At 55.4% G+C, this 17,239-nt stretch carries 15 protein-coding genes; 13 read left to right on the forward strand and 2 right to left on the reverse strand.

Translation table 11 applies throughout. The annotated features are described in order from the left end of the window. Positions 1–3 precede the first annotated feature (3 nt). The 3 genes from ACTG20_RS08160 (at position 4) to ACTG20_RS08170 (ending at position 2,646) form a co-directional block, all read left to right on the forward strand. Positions 4–483 carry a cytochrome c-type biogenesis protein gene (locus ACTG20_RS08160; protein WP_017788562.1) on the forward strand — a complete coding sequence of 160 codons (480 nt, stop codon included), beginning with the start codon at positions 4–6 and terminating at the stop codon, positions 481–483. Continuing rightward, a complete protein-coding gene (gene ccmI, locus ACTG20_RS08165) occupies positions 480–1,748 on the forward strand; it encodes a c-type cytochrome biogenesis protein CcmI (RefSeq protein WP_194496010.1) in 1,269 nt (422 codons plus the stop codon). Before ACTG20_RS08160 ends, ccmI begins: the two co-directional genes overlap by 4 nt. A gap of 85 nt (positions 1,749–1,833) precedes the next feature. Beyond that, positions 1,834–2,646 (forward strand): MlaA family lipoprotein, encoded by an 813-nt coding sequence (locus tag ACTG20_RS08170; RefSeq protein ID WP_005334673.1) that lies wholly within the window; start codon positions 1,834–1,836, stop codon positions 2,644–2,646. Positions 2,647–2,758: 112 nt separating this feature from the next. Here ACTG20_RS08170 and sodB read toward each other — a convergent pair whose 3' ends face one another. Next, entirely contained in the window at positions 2,759–3,343 is a 585-nt protein-coding gene (sodB, locus tag ACTG20_RS08175; RefSeq protein WP_005334664.1) for a superoxide dismutase [Fe], read from the reverse strand. A 288-nt stretch (positions 3,344–3,631) separates the two neighbouring features. On the opposite strand from sodB, the gene ACTG20_RS08180 reads away from it, so the two are divergent. From ACTG20_RS08180 to ACTG20_RS08205, 6 genes are all read left to right on the forward strand, one after another. Then, complete coding sequence (locus ACTG20_RS08180) at positions 3,632–3,976, forward strand: Grx4 family monothiol glutaredoxin (protein WP_005353650.1); 345 nt, start codon at positions 3,632–3,634, stop codon at positions 3,974–3,976. A gap of 358 nt (positions 3,977–4,334) precedes the next feature. Further along, a complete protein-coding gene (gene tdcB / locus ACTG20_RS08185) occupies positions 4,335–5,339 on the forward strand; it encodes a bifunctional threonine ammonia-lyase/L-serine ammonia-lyase TdcB (RefSeq protein WP_103251234.1) in 1,005 nt (334 codons plus the stop codon). A gap of 11 nt (positions 5,340–5,350) precedes the next feature. Then, positions 5,351–6,682, forward strand: coding sequence for a threonine/serine transporter TdcC (gene tdcC / locus ACTG20_RS08190; protein WP_194496011.1), 1,332 nt, complete (start codon positions 5,351–5,353; stop codon positions 6,680–6,682). 199 nt (positions 6,683–6,881) lie between these two features. Beyond that, entirely contained in the window at positions 6,882–8,090 is a 1,209-nt protein-coding gene (tdcD, locus tag ACTG20_RS08195; RefSeq protein WP_439987549.1) for a propionate kinase, read from the forward strand. Positions 8,091–8,134: 44 nt separating this feature from the next. Then, positions 8,135–10,429 (forward strand): formate C-acetyltransferase, encoded by a 2,295-nt coding sequence (gene pflB, locus ACTG20_RS08200; RefSeq protein WP_194496013.1) that lies wholly within the window; start codon positions 8,135–8,137, stop codon positions 10,427–10,429. 69 nt (positions 10,430–10,498) lie between these two features. Next, positions 10,499–10,882 carry a RidA family protein gene (locus ACTG20_RS08205; RefSeq protein WP_194496014.1) on the forward strand — a complete coding sequence of 128 codons (384 nt, stop codon included), beginning with the start codon at positions 10,499–10,501 and terminating at the stop codon, positions 10,880–10,882. An 81-nt stretch (positions 10,883–10,963) separates the two neighbouring features. Here ACTG20_RS08205 and ACTG20_RS08210 read toward each other — a convergent pair whose 3' ends face one another. Continuing rightward, positions 10,964–12,175, reverse strand: a complete 1,212-nt coding sequence (locus tag ACTG20_RS08210; RefSeq protein WP_047434271.1) for an RsmB/NOP family class I SAM-dependent RNA methyltransferase — start codon at positions 12,173–12,175, stop codon at positions 10,964–10,966. Between the two features lie 214 nt (positions 12,176–12,389). Between ACTG20_RS08210 and ACTG20_RS08215 the strand changes: the two genes are divergently transcribed. The 4 genes from ACTG20_RS08215 (at position 12,390) to ACTG20_RS08230 (ending at position 17,238) form a co-directional block, all read left to right on the forward strand. After that, the gene (locus tag ACTG20_RS08215) at positions 12,390–14,378 is read left to right on the forward strand and encodes a reprolysin-like metallopeptidase (RefSeq protein ID WP_194496015.1); all 1,989 of its coding nucleotides are present in this window, start codon (positions 12,390–12,392) and stop codon (positions 14,376–14,378) included. Continuing rightward, entirely contained in the window at positions 14,375–14,704 is a 330-nt protein-coding gene (locus ACTG20_RS08220; RefSeq protein WP_021229901.1) for a hypothetical protein, read from the forward strand. The genes ACTG20_RS08215 and ACTG20_RS08220 overlap by 4 nt, the downstream gene beginning before the upstream one ends. Before the next feature lie 252 nt (positions 14,705–14,956). Further along, on the forward strand, positions 14,957–16,921 hold the full coding sequence (locus tag ACTG20_RS08225) for a reprolysin-like metallopeptidase (protein ID WP_194496016.1): 1,965 nt from the start codon (positions 14,957–14,959) through the stop codon (positions 16,919–16,921). Next, positions 16,900–17,238 carry a hypothetical protein gene (locus ACTG20_RS08230; RefSeq protein WP_080768659.1) on the forward strand — a complete coding sequence of 113 codons (339 nt, stop codon included), beginning with the start codon at positions 16,900–16,902 and terminating at the stop codon, positions 17,236–17,238. The genes ACTG20_RS08225 and ACTG20_RS08230 overlap by 22 nt, the downstream gene beginning before the upstream one ends. The last annotated feature ends 1 nt before the right edge of the window (position 17,239 follow it).

A 17,239-nucleotide genomic window follows, 5' to 3' on the forward strand; every position in this document is an offset into this window, starting at 1 on the left:
CTGATGAGAGTATTTATTGCTTCCCTGCTGCTGTTGCTGGGATGGGTGGTGCAAGCGCCCGCCATGGCCGCTATCGATGTCTACACCTTCGACAACGACAATCAGGAGCAGGTCTTCCGTGAACTGACCAAGGAGCTGCGTTGCCCCAAGTGTCAGAACCAGGATATCGCCGACTCCAATGCTGGGCTGGCCAAGGACTTGCGCGACAAGACCTACCAGATGGTGCGCGAGGGTAAGGATAAAGAGGAGATCGTGGATTACATGGTGGCCCGCTACGGCAACTTTATCCTCTATAACCCGCCCCTGATGGCCTCCACCCTGATCCTCTGGCTCGGCCCGCTGCTGGTGATCCTGATTGGTGGCGCCGTGGTCGTGATGCGCAGCCGCCGGCCACCTGCGGTGAAAAAACAACTGGATAACGCCTTGAGCGAGGAGGAGCAGCGCCGACTGGCCGAGCTGCTCAAAGAGGAAGAGAAACAATGACCGCTTTTTGGATAGTGATTGCGGGCTTGCTGGTGCTGGTGAGTCTGGCGCTCGTCGTGCCGCTGTGGCGTGGTGAAGGCAAACAGAGTATCAGTCGCTCGGCGCTCAACAAACAGCTCTATCGCCAGCGGCTGCTGGAAATTGGCGAAGAGCGCGAGCAGGGTGTTCTGGCTGAGGAGTCCGACTCGCTGGTCGAGCTGCAACGAAGCCTCTTGGATGATATCCCTGATGTGGAGCAGACCGCCCGCAGTGGCAAGAGTCTGATCTGGATCCCGGGTGTGCTGGTGCTGTTGGTGGTGAGCCTGGGGCTCTACTACAAGTTGGGCTCCTGGCAAGAGGTGAGTCGCTGGCAAGATGCCAGCGGCCGTCTTGGCGAGTTGAGCAACCGCATTTTGGTGGAGCGGGATGCCCAGGTGACCGAGCAGGACCTGCTGGATTTCACGCTGGCACTGCGTACCCGCCTCAAGGATGAACCGAATGACTACCGCGGCTGGCTGCTGCTGGGGCGCTTGGCGCTGGATGGCAATGATCCCGAGATGGCCAGCGAGGCGCTGGAGCGGGCCTACAAGCTGGCTCCCCAGAAGTCGCTGGTGGCGGTGCCCTATGCGCAGGCGCTGATGATGACGGGGGATGAGGCGCAAGCGGATGCCCTGTTGCAGGCTGCTATCGCGCAGGATCCGGACAATATTGAAGCGCGTTCCGTCTATGCCTTTATGGCGCTGCAAAAAGAGGACTTCCAGACCGCGCTGGCTCGCTGGCAGGCGATGTTGCCACTGATGGAGAAAGGCACTCCTCGTTACGTGATGGTCGAGCGCTCCATGGAGTATGCCCGCGCGCAGCTCAAGCAGCGCGGCATCGAGGTGACGAATTCAGGCGCAGCCAAAGCGGGTACAGTTGAGGGACAACCGCTGGCGGTGAAGGAGGGGGAATTCCCCATCCACGTCACGTTGGCGGCGGGCATTCAGATGCCGGAAGATGCCCATCTCTTCGTCTTTGCCGTGGTGCCCAACGGGCCGCCCATGCCCATCGCCGTGAAGCGTATCGCAGGGCCAACCCTGCCAGTTACCCTGTCACTAGGGGATGGCGATGCCATGATGGAAGGCAGCAAGCTGGCGGCCTATCCGGAGCTGCAGTTCAAGGCACGTCTCTCGCGCGGTGGCAATGTGATGAACAAGGAAGGAGCCTTCGAAGGGGTATCCGTGCCGGTCAAGACGGCCGAGATCCCTGCTGCTCCGATTGACATCCGTATCGATCACGCCCTCTAATATGCCTTTGGATAACCCGGCTCCTGGATAGGAGCCGGGTTATCTATACTTCTGATAAATCAAAATAAAACGTCAGGACAATCATATGTATCTTCGTTCAGGGGCCATACTGGCAGCCCTCTTGCTGGCTGGCTGTGCCGGTGGCCCACCCAAGCCTGGCCCAGAGAGTCTGGATCTCAATCCCGGCATGAATAATCCGGGTGCAACCAGTACGGCGGCCGATCCGCGCGATCCCTTCCAGGGGGCCAACCGGGCCATGTGGGCGGTCAACTATGATGTGCTGGAGCCCTATGTGGCACGTCCAGTGGTACATGCCTATGCCCGCTACATTCCGGTAGGGGTGAAGGATGGTATTGCCAACTTTGTTGCCAACTTTGATGAACCGAGCAGCATGGTGAACCATCTGATCACCGGTGATTTGAAGGGGGCTGGCACCAACCTGGGGCGCTTTACCCTCAACACTACGGTCGGTCTGCTGGGTATCTTTGATGTGGCCAAACATGCCGGCCTTGAGCGTAACAAGCTGGAAATGGACACAGTGCTGGGCAGGGCCGATATCGGTAATGGTGCCTACATCATGGTGCCTGTCTACGGCCCGACTACCACCCGGGAGCTGGTTGGTGATGCGATTGACAGCTTCTACTTCCCCTATGCCCTGTTAACCTTCCCGATGAAGGTTGCACACTGGGCCCTGGATGGCTTGGGCACACGTGCCAAGCTTATCGATCAGGAGCGGATCATCGACAACTCCCTCGACCCCTATGCGCTGACCAAGGACTTCTACCTGCAATATAACCAAGGCAAGGTGACGGGCAAGCAGACCGAGCTGAAAGCGTCTCAGCAAGAGCAGGCCGACGATGCCAATCTGGATGAATATATGGACGAGCTGGACCAGTAAACGGGCTATCTCGATATGTAAAAGGCGCCTGCGGGCGCCTTATTCATTCTCGCAGCCACATAGAGATAAAAAAACGCCCCGCAGAGCGGGGCGTTTTGGCAAGCGAGGCTGATTAGGCAGCCAGATTCTTGGCCACGAATTCCCAGTTAACCAGAGCCCAGAAGGTTTCCATGTACTTCGGACGCAGGTTGCGGAAGTCGATGTAGTAGGCGTGCTCCCACAGGTCAACGGTCAGCAGCGGGGTGGTACCGGCTTCAGTCAGCGGGCAGCCAGCGTTGGAGGTGTTGACGATAGCCAGAGAGCCGTCAGCTTTCTTCACCAGCCAAGTCCAGCTGGAACCGAAGTTGCCGATGGCTGATTTGGTGAAGGCATCTTTGAACTCGGCGAAGGAGCCGAATGCCTTGTTGATGGCATCAGCCAGGGCGCCAGTCGGCTCGCCACCGCCATTCGGGGAGAGGCAGTGCCAGTAGAAGGTGTGGTTCCAGATCTGGGCAGCGTTGTTGAAGATGCCGCCGTTGGAGGTCTTGATGATCTCTTCCAGAGACTTGCCTTCAAACTCGGTACCCGGCACCAGATTGTTCAGGTTGACCACGTAGGTGTTGTGGTGCTTGCCGTGGTGATATTCCAGAGTTTCCTGGGAGATGTGCGGTTCCAGAGCGTTGATTGCATAGGGCAGAGCGGGAAGTTCGAATGCCATTTTCTACTCTCCATTGGCTGGACCGTGCGAAGGCGACGGTTGCAAGACATTGCGTACTCTTTTCTATATGTGAAAAGAGTTGTTTTTAAAATGATGGGGCTGGGTAGCCCAAAGCCAAGGGATTGTAGCAGTATCAAAGATGGCCTAACAACTCTTGATTGGCGCCATGATCGCGATCAATCCTGTGTGGGTTCTTTGCACAATTCGAGCCGGGTCACCCCTTTGTCAGTTTGTGCTCGGGCAAGATTGCAGTAGAATGGCCGCCGAAATCGCTCTAGTGAGGCACCTATGGAAACTATTGAAAAGATTAAGCAGCAGCTGGCTGACAACCCCATCATCATCTACATGAAGGGCTCCCCCAAGCTACCCAGCTGTGGCTTCTCTGCCCAGGCCTCCCAGGCTCTGATGTCCTGCGGCGAGCCGTTTGCCTACGTTGATATCCTGCAGAATCCGGATATCCGCGCCGAATTGCCAAAATTCGCCAACTGGCCGACCTTCCCGCAACTGTGGGTTGAAGGTGAGCTGATCGGTGGCTGTGACATCATGATCGAGATGTTCCAGGCTGGCGAGTTGCAGGCTCTGATCAAAGAGACTGCTGCCAAGTACAAGAAAGATGATGCGGCAGCCGAGTAATCGGTTCTGTGTTGTCGAGAGGGAGCCTTATAGGCTCCCTTTTTTATTGTCCCGGTTCTGGCAGGCAAGCAACTGATTGCCGGTTGCAAAAGCAACGCAATTGCCCTGAAAAATCTAATATTTACGGCTTTGTTTTGGAGTTGTTAATTATATTATTTCCCAATGTCTGATTACTTTTTTTAATCCATTTGGATTCAAGTGTTGCTGTCATCACATTTTTTGATAATTTCACCGTAACGCAGTCTCTTTGTAGATTTTTTTGTGTTTATGCTCACATTAATTGCAAGTGATAGAACCTAGTATCGCTTCGCCCTGTGAAATAAAACCCTACAAATTAATAAATAAAAAGAGATTTGCGATGAAGATGTATAGCAATCTGCCCATTGGTCTTCATGATATAACTGAAGCCAAAAAAAGACTGACCAATCATATATACAAGACCGCGCAACTACCCTCTAACTACATCAGCGAACGTTGCCATGGCGAGGTTTACCTCAAGCTTGAAAACATGCAACGTACAGGCTCTTTTAAAATTCGTGGTGCCTTCAACAAACTCAGTTCATTAAGTCTGGAAGACCGACAAAAAGGTGTTGTCGCCTGCTCGGCGGGCAATCATGCCCAAGGTGTATCACTCTCCAGTGCTATGCTTGGAATTGATGCCAAGGTGGTCATGCCTTGCTGTGCCCCCAAATCAAAAATTGCTGCAACCAGTGACTATTCAGCCAAAGTGATCCTCCATGGAAATAGCTTCAATGACACCATTGCCAAAGTCAGCGAAATCGTGGAGATGGAAGGCCGCGTATTTATCCCCCCCTTCGACGATGCAAAAGTAATTGCCGGCCAGGGCACCATTGGCCTGGAAATTATCGAAGATTTGTATGATGTCGATAACATCATAGTGCCGATCGGTGGCGGTGGTTTGATTGCCGGTGTTGCCATGGCTATCAAATCTATTAATCCGACCATCAAGGTGATTGGTGTGCAATCCGAGAATGTGCACGGTATGGCGGCCTCTTTCTATGCCGGTACCATGACCAATCACAGAACCAGCAGCACGCTGGCCGATGGCTGTGATGTGGCAAGACCCGGTTCACTGACCTTCGAAATCGTCAAACAATTGGTGGATGATATTGTACTGGTCACCGAGGATGATATTCGTCATAGCATGGTTGACCTTATTCAGCGCAACAAGGTGATTACCGAAGGGGCGGGAGCTCTGGCCTCGGCAGCGCTGCTCAGTGGCAAGCTGAAACATTATGTCGAAGGTAAAAAGACCGTCAGCATTATTTCGGGTGGCAATATTGATCTGACTCGGATCGCCGAAATTATCGAACAGAACAATATTCGTAAATTTAGCCTGTAAGGAATGCAGTCATGATATTAGACAGTGTTGTCACCGGCAGTAAAGAGAATACGCGTGCATGGCGTAAATCGGATACCACATGGGGATTAGGTCTGTTCGGTACTGCTATCGGGGCGGGGGTCTTGTTCTTTCCAATTCGGGCCGGATATGGTGGCCTGATCCCAATATTAATCATGCTGGTGCTGGCTTACCCCATTGCATTTTATTGCCACAGGGCGTTGGCCAGATTATGTCTTTCCGGCAGCAATCCTTCAGCCAATATCACCGAAACCGTTGAAGAACATTTTGGCAAAATGGGTGGCGTGGTAATTACCTTCCTCTATTTCTTTGCCATCTGCCCACTGCTGTGGATATATGGTGTGACAATCACCAATACCTTCATGGCATTCTGGGAACATCAACTGCAAATGGCGCCGCTCAATCGGGGTGTTGTCGCCCTTGGGCTGCTGCTGTTGATGGCCTTCGTGATCTATTTCGGTAAGGATCTGATGGTTCGCGTAATGAGCTATCTGGTCTTTCCCTTTATTGCCAGTCTGATCGTTATCTCTCTCTCCCTCGTCCCGTACTGGAACAGTGCCGTCTTTGATCAGGTCAATCTGAGCGAGATATCGATGTTTGGCCACGATGGTATTCTGGTCACCGTCTGGCTGGGGATCTCCATCATGGTCTTCTCCTTCAACTTCTCGCCGATTGTCTCTTCTTTCATTGTCTCCAAACGGGAAGAGTATGAGCAGGAGTTCGGTCGTGATTTTACCGAAAAGCGCTGCTCGAAGATTATCTCCGGTGCCAGCATGCTGATGGTGGCCGTGGTGATGTTCTTTGCCTTCAGCTGCCTCTTTACCCTGTCACCGCAAAATATGGCGGAAGCCAAAGCCCAGAATATTCCGGTGCTCTCCTATCTGGCCAACCACTTCTCCTCAATGACGGGCAGCAAGTCTGCGTTTGCCACCACCCTGGAGTATGCGGCGTCCATTATCGCGCTGGTTGCTATCTTCAAATCCTTCTTCGGTCACTATCTGGGGACGCTGGAAGGGTTGAATGGCCTTATCCTCCGCTTTGGCTATCAGGGCGACAAGAGCAAGGTTTCCAGTAAAAAACTCAACATGGTCAGTATGTTGTTCATCATGGGCTCCACCTGGCTGGTCGCTTATGTGAACCCCAACATCCTCGACCTGATTGAGGCAATGGGGGCGCCAATCATCGCCTCCCTGCTCTGTCTGCTGCCGATGTATGCGGTGAGCAAGACACCGGCACTTGAAAAATATAAAGGTCAGGCCAGCAACCTGTTTGTCACCATCATCGGTGTGCTGACCATCCTGAATATAGTTTCCAAGCTGTTCTGAAAACCTTTTCTGCAAGTCATCAACCATTCAGGCCCCCCTGGCGGGGTCTGGATGGTGCAGTCAGACATGAGCAATAACCGGTTCTTCGTTGGCCACAATTATGTGGGCCCTGGGTAAGGCTTGCCGTTTTTTGACTTTCTGTTTATGGCGAAATGCCCTGACTGCAGTGACTCGACACTATTAATCTCGAGGCGATGTAATGAAGTTTGATTCGTTGGTTCTGGTTATCAATTGCGGCTCCTCATCGGTCAAATTCTCGGTACTGGAGAGTCAATCCTGTGAGGTGGTGATATCCGGTATGGCGGATGGTATTGAGACGGCCCATCCCCAATTGCAAGTGGGTAAAGAGCCCGCTATGTCATTAACTGAAAATAACCACACCTGTGCATTGGCTGCCATCGCGGCGGAATTGAAAAAACGGGATCTGCTGGGTGCCATTGCACTGGTGGGTCATCGTATTGCTCATGGTGGTAGTGAATTTAGCGAAGCCGTGATCATTGATGAACATGTCTTGGCCAAAATACAGCAGGTGTCACCCTTGGCCCCCCTGCACAATCACGCCAATTTAAGTGGCGTGATGGCCGCCCGCCAGCTATTTCCCAACCAGCCCCAAATTGCGGTATTTGATACCGGCTTTCACCAGACCCTCAAGCCGGAAGCTTATATATATGGGCTGCCTTACCAATATTTGCAGGATTACGGCGTGCGCCGCTATGGCTTCCACGGTACCTCCCATCGCTATGTCGCCGAGCAGGCTTGCGTATTTATGGGGCTGGATGAGCAGCATGCCGGTCTGGTCATCGCCCATCTGGGCAATGGCGCCTCTATTTGCGCTGTACAGGATGGCAAGAGCGTCGATACCTCGATGGGGATGACGCCGCTGGAGGGGTTGATCATGGGCAGCCGAAGCGGCGATATCGATTTTGGCGCGCTGGCCTATATCGCCAGCAAGACGGGTCAATCCATCGAGGATATCGAGCGGGTATTGAACAAGCAGTCCGGCCTGCTGGGTATTTCGGGGCTCTCCTCCGATATGCGGGTATTGGAATCTGCCTATCACGAAGGACATCCCGGGGCAAAATTGGCCATTCACGCTTTTGTCCATCGTATTGCCCGCCATATCGGCGGTCATGCCACCTCATTGCGCCGGCTGGATGCCGTTATTTTCACCGGCGGGATCGGCGAGAACTCGGCCTTTATCAGAAAGCTGGTATGCGAACGACTTCAGGTATTTGGCGTAGCGATCAGCGAGCCGTTTAACCAGCGTCCCAATAGCGAGGGCTGCCGGGTAATTTCGGCGGCAGAATCCATGGTACTGGCGGCGGTTATTCCCACCAATGAAGAGAAAATGATCGCGCTGGATGCCATTCGTCTGGGGCAGCAGGTTCGTCAGGCCGAGTGCGTCTGAGATCTTCCACTCTTGTGTCATGAGTAGTGAATGAGGTTTATTTGATGAAAGTTGATATGCAATTGGATCAGGATAAATTCCGTCAGGCATGGCAAGGGTTTGCCGGTGAAAACTGGAAGCACGAGATCAACGTCCGTGATTTTATCCAGCAGAACTACACCCCCTATGAAGGTGACGAACAGTTTTTAGCAGATGCGACCGAAGCGACCACCACTTTGTGGAACAAGGTGATGGAGGGGATCCGTATCGAGAACGCCACCCACGCACCGGTCGATTTTGATACCAATATTGCCACGACCATTACTGCCCACGGGCCAGGTTATATCGAGCAGGGGCTGGAAAAGATTGTTGGCCTGCAAACCGACAAGCCCCTTAAAAGAGCACTGCATCCATTTGGCGGCGTAAATATGATCCGCAGCTCTTTTGAAGCATATGGCCGGGAGATGGATCCCGAATTTGAATATACCTTCAGCGAATTACGCAAAACCCATAACCAGGGCGTGTTCGACGTCTACTCTCCCGAGATGTTGCGCTGCCGAAAATCGGGAATTTTGACCGGTTTGCCGGATGGTTACGGCCGTGGTCGCATTATCGGAGATTATCGTCGGGTCGCGCTTTATGGCATAGATTATCTAATCCGTGAGCGGGAACTGCAGTTTGCCGATCTGCAACCGGCGCTTGAGCGGGGAGAGCAGCTGGAGCAGGTGATCCGCCAGCGCGAGGAGCTGGCCGAGCACAAGCGGGCACTGGTGCAGATCAAGCAGATGGCGGCCAGCTACGGCTTTGACATCTCCGGGCCGGCACGCACGGCGCAGCAGGCAGTGCAGTGGCTCTACTTTGCCTATCTGGCGGCGGTGAAGTCGCAAAATGGCGGGGCCATGTCCCTCGGTCGTACTGCCACCTTCCTCGACATCTATATCGAGCGGGATCTTAAGGCGGGGCTTATCAGCGAGCAGGATGCCCAGGAGCTGGTTGATCACTTCATCATGAAGATCCGCATGGTACGTTTCCTGCGTACCCCCGAGTTTGACTCCCTCTTCTCCGGCGACCCCATTTGGGCCACCGAGGTGATTGGTGGCATGGGGCTGGATGGTCGTACTCTGGTGACCAAGAACTCTTTCCGTTACCTCCACACCCTCAAGACCATGGGGCCGGCGCCCGAGCCCAACCTCACCATCCTTTGGGCGGAAGGGCTGCCGCGGGCCTTCAAGACCTATGCGGCCCGCGTCTCCATCGATACCTCATCCCTGCAGTATGAGAACGATGATCTGATGCGCACCGACTTCGAGAGCGATGACTACGCCATCGCTTGCTGCGTGAGCCCTATGGTGATCGGCAAGCAGATGCAGTTCTTTGGGGCCCGTGCCAATCTGGCCAAGACCCTGCTCTACTGCATCAACGGCGGGGTGGACGAGAAGCTGAAGATCCAGGTTGGCCCGAAAGTGGCGCCCATCATGGACGAGGTGCTGGATTACGACACCGTCATGGCGAGCCTCGACAGCTTTATGGATTGGCTGGCGGTGCAGTACATCAGCGCGCTCAACCTTATTCACTATATGCATGACAAATACAGCTACGAGGCTTCCCTGATGGCACTGCACGATCGCGACGTCTATCGCACCATGGCCTGCGGTATCGCCGGTCTGTCGGTGGCGGTCGATTCGCTGGCGGCCATCAAGTACGCCAGGGTCAAGCCGGTGCGCGATGCTGACGGGCTGGCGGTCGATTTCGTGATTGAGGGGGAGTATCCCCAGTACGGCAACAACGACGAGCGGGCCGACTCCATCGCCTGCGATCTGGTCGAGCGCTTCATGAAGAAGATCCAGGCGCTGCCGACCTACCGCAATGCGGTGCCGACCCAGTCGATCCTGACCATCACCTCCAACGTGGTCTATGGCCAGAAGACTGGCAACACCCCGGATGGCCGCCGCGCCGGTGCCCCGTTTGCCCCGGGAGCCAACCCGATGCACGGTCGGGATCGCAAGGGTGCGGTTGCTTCGCTCGCCTCGGTGGCCAAGCTGCCGTTCAAATACGCCAAGGACGGGATCTCCTACACCTTCTCCATCGTGCCGGGGGCGCTCGGCAAGGAACCCGCCAATCGCGAGAACAATCTGGTGGGGCTGATGGATGGCTACTTCCATCATGAGCGGGATGTGGAAGGGGGTCAGCACCTCAACGTCAATGTGATGAATCGCGAGATGCTGCTGGATGCCATCGACAATCCGGACAAGTACCCCAGCCTGACCATCCGGGTCTCCGGTTATGCGGTGCGCTTCAACGCCCTGACCCGCGAGCAGCAGCAGGACGTCATCTCCAGAACCTTCACCAACATGATGTAACTCTCATGCCCGGGGTGAGCAGGCTTGCTCCGGGCCTACTTTTTGTTTGTCAGTACGAGGAAGTAACAGATGCGACAGGTTATCACTACCAAGGCGGCACCGGGTGCCATCGGCCCCTATGTGCAGGCCACCCGGATTGGCAACATCCTCTACACCTCCGGTCAGATCCCGCTGGACCCGGTGAGCGGCGACGTTGCGGAGGGTATCGAAGCGCAGACCCTGCGTTCCTTGCAAAACGTTCGGGCGATTGTCGAGGCGGCAGGTGGCGAGGTGCGCAACATCTTCAAGACCACGGTGTTTGTCTCGGATCTGAACGACTTTGCTGTGGTGAATCAGGTCTACAACGACTTCTTCACCGAGCACGATGCCATGTATCCGGCGCGCTCTTGCGTGGAAGTGGCTCGGTTACCGAAGGATGTGAAGATAGATATAGAGGCGATTGCTGCGCTGTAACCCCATCGGGAGTGGGTCAGCTAGCCAAAACAGAGCGGCTGCCAATGGCAGCCGCTTTTGTCTATATGGTCATCGGGCGGATCAGGCGATCCGTTCGATTCGAGCCATGTAGAAGCCGTCGAAGCCGGTCTCGGACGGGCTCACGGTGTGATCGTCACGCAGACGGAAGTTTTCGTTGGCGGCGAGGAACTTGTCCACCTGCTGACGGTTCTCCTCGGGCAGGATGGAGCAGGTTGCATAGACCAGCAGGCCGCCCACCTTCACCATCTGGCTGTAACGCTGCAGGATCTCTTCTTGCAGCGCGACCAGCACCGGCAGACGCTCGGCGGTATCACGCCACTTGGCATCCGGATTGCGCTTGAGTACGCCCAGACCGGAGCAGGGCACGTCCAGCAGTACGCGGTCGGCGCTCTCTTTGAGGCGCTTGACGGTCTTGCTGCTGGTGATGACCCGGGTCTCCACGTTGTGGGCACCGGCGCGACGAGCGCGTTGCTTGAGGTTCTCCAGCTTCCACTCTTCCACATCCATTGCCAGCAGACGGCCTTTGCCCTGCATCATGGCGGCGATATGCAGGGTCTTGCCACCGGCACCGGCGCAGGCGTCGATAACGCGCATGCCTGGGGCAACTTCCAGCGCAGCAGCAACCAGCTGGGAGCCTGCGTCCTGCTGTTCGAAGCAACCATCGGCAAAGGCCTTGGTGCGGAACAGGGCTGCGTCGGAGGTGACCTGCAGGGCAGTCTCCACACCTTCAACCGGAATGGTGGTGACCTGCTCTTTGGCCAGCATGGCCTGCAGCTCATCACGGGTGCACTTGAGGGTGTTGACCCGCAGGTAGCGCTTGGGCATCCAGGCCAGAGCTGCACGCTCGGCAGGCCAGGCTTCACCCAGCTGCTCGCTGCCCAGTTTCTCCAGCCAGCTCGGGCAACCATCCATCAATACCGGGTTCTTCTTCGCCTCGGTCAGACGGCGGCGGAATGCTTCTTCATTGAAGCGATCCAGGGTCGGGTGGTTGGGCTGGGCAATTTTGTGGAATGCGTGCCAGCTGTGAAGCAGCGGCCAGACATTCTTTTCGGCCTGACGCACCTGAATACCGGTGAGGAAACAATAGAGGCTGAGACGGCGCAGCAGGTCGCCGGTGACCAGGGCAATCCTTGCCTGTTCTTGCGGTTTGAGTTCGATGCCGGAGAAGTGACGGGCATAAGCGCGGTCGAGGGTAAGACCCTGACCGAGCACATCGTCAACAATGGCAACGACCAGATCCCCGAAACGGGGCAACAGTGGGGATTTGAGCATGAGATTAACCTTGGCCAGATAAAGATGAACCGCCCTTTGTGAAGAGGAGCAGTTCTAAAATTGACAAATCCGCGCAATGATAGGGGTTAGACGGGGTTGGCGCAACACTCCCCATGGGTGAGTGGCTGAAACAGTGGCGCCGGGCTTTTTGATTCGGCGGGATAATGATGCCGGTAATGGTTCAAAAAAGTGCATGACTACAAGGATGACAAAGATGCATGTGACCAGTAAGTGTTCGTTGGCCTTGTTAGTGGCCAGTTTGTTGGGGTCAACCAGCCTGATGGCCAGCGAGTGGAGCACGGTAGCCGCCAGAGCGACTGCGGAGCAAGGTTATGAGGTGCGGGCTAATCAGTTTCGGGTGGCCAAGGTGCCGCTCGACTATTTTGCCGGGCTGCAAGCCGGGGCGAGTGAGCTGACCCTGCCGCTGCCCGATGGGGGGGAGGTCACCTTTGCTCTGGAAGCCTACGACTTGCTGCCTGCAGATCTTGCCGCCAAGTATCCGCAGATCCGCACCTTCAAGGGTCACAACCCGGCGCATCCGATAGAGACGGGGCGCTTCGATCTGGGGCCGCAAGGTTTCCACGCCATGTTCAGCCATCAGGGCAGGATGGTGTTTGTCGATCCGCTGCGCAATGCCGAAGGTTACGCCATCTATTACCAGCAGGATGCCCATAGTCGATTGGAAGAGGCTGCAGATGAGGTGATAGGGCCCAAGCTCAGCAAACTGGTGCGCAAGGTGCAAGTGGATGGCAATGTTCGCAAGCGCTACGTCATTGCCATTTCGGCGACAGGAGAATTTACCCAATACCACGGTGGCTCCAAAGCGCTTACCATGGCGGCGATTGCGACCTTGCTCAACCGCGTCAATCAGGTCTATCAAAGGGATGTGGGCGCCGAATTCGTGCTGGCCAGTGGCAATGACAACCTGATCTTTACCGATCCGGCCAGCGACTTGTTTGCCAATGATAATTCGGATGCGCAGACCAATATCGGGGTACAGGCTTATTACTTTACCAATATGCAGCTCGGTAATTTTGATATCGGCCATGTCCTGAATACCAATGGCGGCGGTCTGGCCGGATTGGCAGTGCTCTGCACCAATCAGAAGTCTGGTGGGATGTCGGGTTCACCCACACCGGTGGGAGATGCCTTCTTCGTTGACTATGTGGCTCATGAAATTGGCCACCAGTTTGGTGCCGATCATACCTTCAACGGCACTACCGGGAGTTGCGGTGCTGGTACCCGGGTTGCGAGTCAAGCCTATGAGCCTGGTAGTGGCAGCTCCATCATGGCCTATGCCGGTATTTGTGGTGATGAGAATATTCAGACTCACAGCGACCCCTATTTTCATAGCAAGTCCATCGAGCAGATGCGTGCGCACATGGCGACCGTATCGACTTGTGGAACCACACTCGCGTTGAGCAATAATGCCCCGCAGGCAGCTGCAGGGGGGGACTATGTGATCCCTGCCAATACGGCCTTTATGCTAAAAGGGGCGGGTGGAGATCTGGATAATGACTCTCTGCTCTACAACTGGGAGCAGATCGATCTGGGTACTGAATCGAGCAGTGCCGCCACCATGATTGACGATGGCTCCCGGCCGCTGTTTCGTTTTGTCTCTCCCGCGGCATCGTCGGAGCGGATCATGCCGAGTTTGCCATCCCTGCTCTCCGGCACGCTTGCCAAAGGAGAGGCTTGGCCGACTACCAACCGGGATCTCAATTTCAGACTGACGGTGCGTGATGGTCAGGGTGGCGTTGCCAGTGATGACATGAAAGTGCAAGTGATCAATACCGGTGCGGCATTTCGCATCACCAACCCGTTTTACGGGGTGACTCTCACTCCGGGGGCCAGTCAGGCCATAGCATGGGATGTGGCGGGCACAACTGTGGCGCCGATCAGTTGCAGCAAGGTGGACATCTCGGTGACCCAGGATGAGGGCGCAAGCTGGACAATGCTCGCCGCCGGACAACCCAATAACGGCGCAGCAACGGTAACGTTGCCTGCCGATCTCACCAGCAGCGTCAGGCTGAAAGTGGCATGCAGCGACAATATCTTCTTTGCCATCAGTCCCCTCAAATTGCCTCTGGTGCAAGGTGGCTCGACTTCAGGTGGCGGCGGTGGTGGCGGGGCGCTCGGATTGTGGACGCTGGCTCTGGCTCTGGCTCTGGCACTGCTCGGCTGGCAACGGAGGCGTACATGAAGGGAGTCCCTCTGTTGCTGCTTGTCATGCTCGGCGGTTGTCAGGCCGATGCCAGCACGTTGGAACAGGAGCTGAGTGCAAACCTCGCCAGGCAGGATTACCGCCTGATAGTGATAGCCGGGCGGGGAGAGTTCGTCCCCGGTATTGCAGCCGAGCAGCAGGCAGAGGCCAAGGCGCGCTGTGGCAAGCGTTATCTGGATGGATTGGGCGATGTGATAAGGCCCGGTCAGCAAGAGATACATGCCAAGTTGAGTGCTTACGCCAGCGAGTATAACCAGCGTATGGTGATTCATTGCCCAATAGCATCGGGCGCTGGCAAGCAGTAATACACCAACGAACCAATCCAAATGGAGGGGATATTCATCCCCCTATCTATCCGTGAAGGCGCCAATGGCGCCTTCACTTTTTCCGTTGTTGAATGGGGCCAGTCTGTATTGCCTGAGATGGGGAGCGCGGGTGTAGCACGATTTTTCAGCGTGACAGAAGTTTTGTGCGAATTTTCTTTTCTGTCTGTCACGCAGATCGTCAATTGACGCTGCACCATACTTGTTGTCACCAAGGTAGGGCAAGGAGGCTCTATGAAGCATGGCATTGCGGTGATTATCACCAGTTTGTCTGTTCAGGTAGCAGCAGAACCACAGTGGACCTTCATGGATGAAAACTTGGAAAGGGGAGGGATCTATGATGTGCGAGCTGAAAAGGTCAGAGTGGTGGTTCCTGACAAGCCTTTTGAACCCGGGCATCTCGCCAGTGTATTGACCTTGCCATTGCCGGATGGCACTACGGTGCAGTTTGATGTTCATCCCAATGCCTTGCTCCCGGAGCCTTTGGCCCAGCGCTACCCTTCTATCAATACTTACAGTGGGAAGGCTATCGATCGGGCGGCGGATACAGGCCGATTTGATGTCACCATACATGGTTTTCACGGTATGTTTACCCATCAGGGGCGTACCTTTTATGTCGATCCGCTTCAGGACGGTTTCTCTTATGCCGTTTATGAACAGCAAGATGCCTGGCGGCGACAGGATGTGGATCAGGTGATTGATCCTCATGGTATCGAGCGTGAGCGAGCTGTGCTGGTCGATGGCAATTTGCGCAAGCGCTACACTATCGCCATCTCGGCAACCGGGGAATATACCCAGTATCACGGTGGTACCAAGGTTGCAGCACTCTCGGCCATTGCAACACTGCTTAATCGGGTCAATGAAGTCTATCGCCGTGATGTGGGGGCCGAGTTTCAGCTTGCAGCTGATACGGATAATGTGATTTTCACCGATCCTGCGACGGATCCTTTCACCAACTCGACTCAGGATATCGCCATCAACCAGACCCAACAGGGGGTGTTGCTCAATCCTTCTTTTGATCTGGGCCATCTGCTGGCGACATCAGGCGGCGGGGTGGCGACCCTGAGATCTTTATGCAACCCTTTCAGCCGTTCACGGGGCATGACCGGAGGCTCACAGCCTATCGGTGATGCATTTTTTATTGATTATGTGGCTCACGAATTGGGGCACCAGCTGGGGGCCGAGCACTCCTTCAATGGCATGGCCGACAGTTGTGCCACGGGTCGCAAGGCTAGCTCAGCCTGGGAACCGGGCAGTGGCTCGACCATCATGGCCTATGCCGGGATCTGTGGTGAGGAGAATCTGCAGGTTAACAGCACACCTTTCTTTCACAGCAAGTCGATCGAGCAGATGCGGGCTCTGATGGCCTCTCTGCCCTCCTGCGGCACCGACCTGGCGCTTGCCAATAACGCGCCGGTTGTGGATGCGGGGGGCGATAGGGTGATCCCCGCCAATACGCCTTTCACTCTTGTCGGTAGTGCGCTGGATCTGGATGGTCATCCCCTCAGTTACACCTGGGAGCAGGTTGATCTTGGCAATGCATCCTACAGCGTGGCAACCATGGTGGATGATGGAACCCGCCCGCTGTTTCGCTTTGTTTCACCAACATCGGATCCCCGTAGAACATTGCCCGCCATGAGCTCTCTGATATCGGGTGTCTTGGCTAAAGGAGAGGCGTGGCCTGCGACCAATCGCAATCTCCAGTTCCGCATTACCGTACGTGATGGTCAGGGGGCGGTGAGCAGTGATGAAATGGTGGTTCAGGTGATCAATACCGGCGCGGCATTTGCCATCACAGCTCCGCAGATCGGCGCCATGGTGGCGGGTAGCACTCAGCTAGTGACATGGAATGTTGCCGGGACCGATCAGCCTCCTATCAATTGTCCCAGCGTGGATTTGGCACTGACACAGAATGGTGGTTCTACTTGGGCTACGCTGGCAAGCGGGCTTGCCAATAACGGTTCGGCCAGTGTGGTGTTGCCTGCACCGTTGACCAGCACGGCCAGGCTGAAGCTGGCATGCAGCAATAATATTTTTTTCTCTATCAATGGGATAAGAGGTAATGCGTCTGCCACTACGGAAAGTGCAACTGTCATTACCGACAACAATGCGGGTGGCGGCGGTGGTGGTGGTGCAGTGAATCTTATCGTGATCCTCCTGATGGGAGGGGCAGCCGGATGGCGCAGGTATTACGGTTAGCCGTCAGTTTGCTGTTTCTATATATCTGCGCAGCGCCTGTTGTGGCCGCATCACTGACCGAGGCAATAGATGAAAGTCTTGCTGCTCAGGATTATCGGCTCATCGTGCGTGGCGGGCGCGGCGGTATGGCTCCGGGGGTTGTGGAGTCATTGCAAGCAGAAGCGAGAACCCGGTGCGGAGTCCGTTATCTGAAAGGGTTCGGTGATGTCATTGAGATGGGCAAGGAATCGGAGTTTGAGCAGCGGATTGACTATGCCACCCGATATAACCGACAGATGCTGGAAAGGTGCATGCCGGAGGCGATTTCAAGGCCGTAGT

The organism is Aeromonas sp. 84A, assembly GCF_051919345.1.
GTDB classification, from domain to species: Bacteria; Pseudomonadota; Gammaproteobacteria; order Enterobacterales; family Aeromonadaceae; genus Aeromonas; species Aeromonas veronii.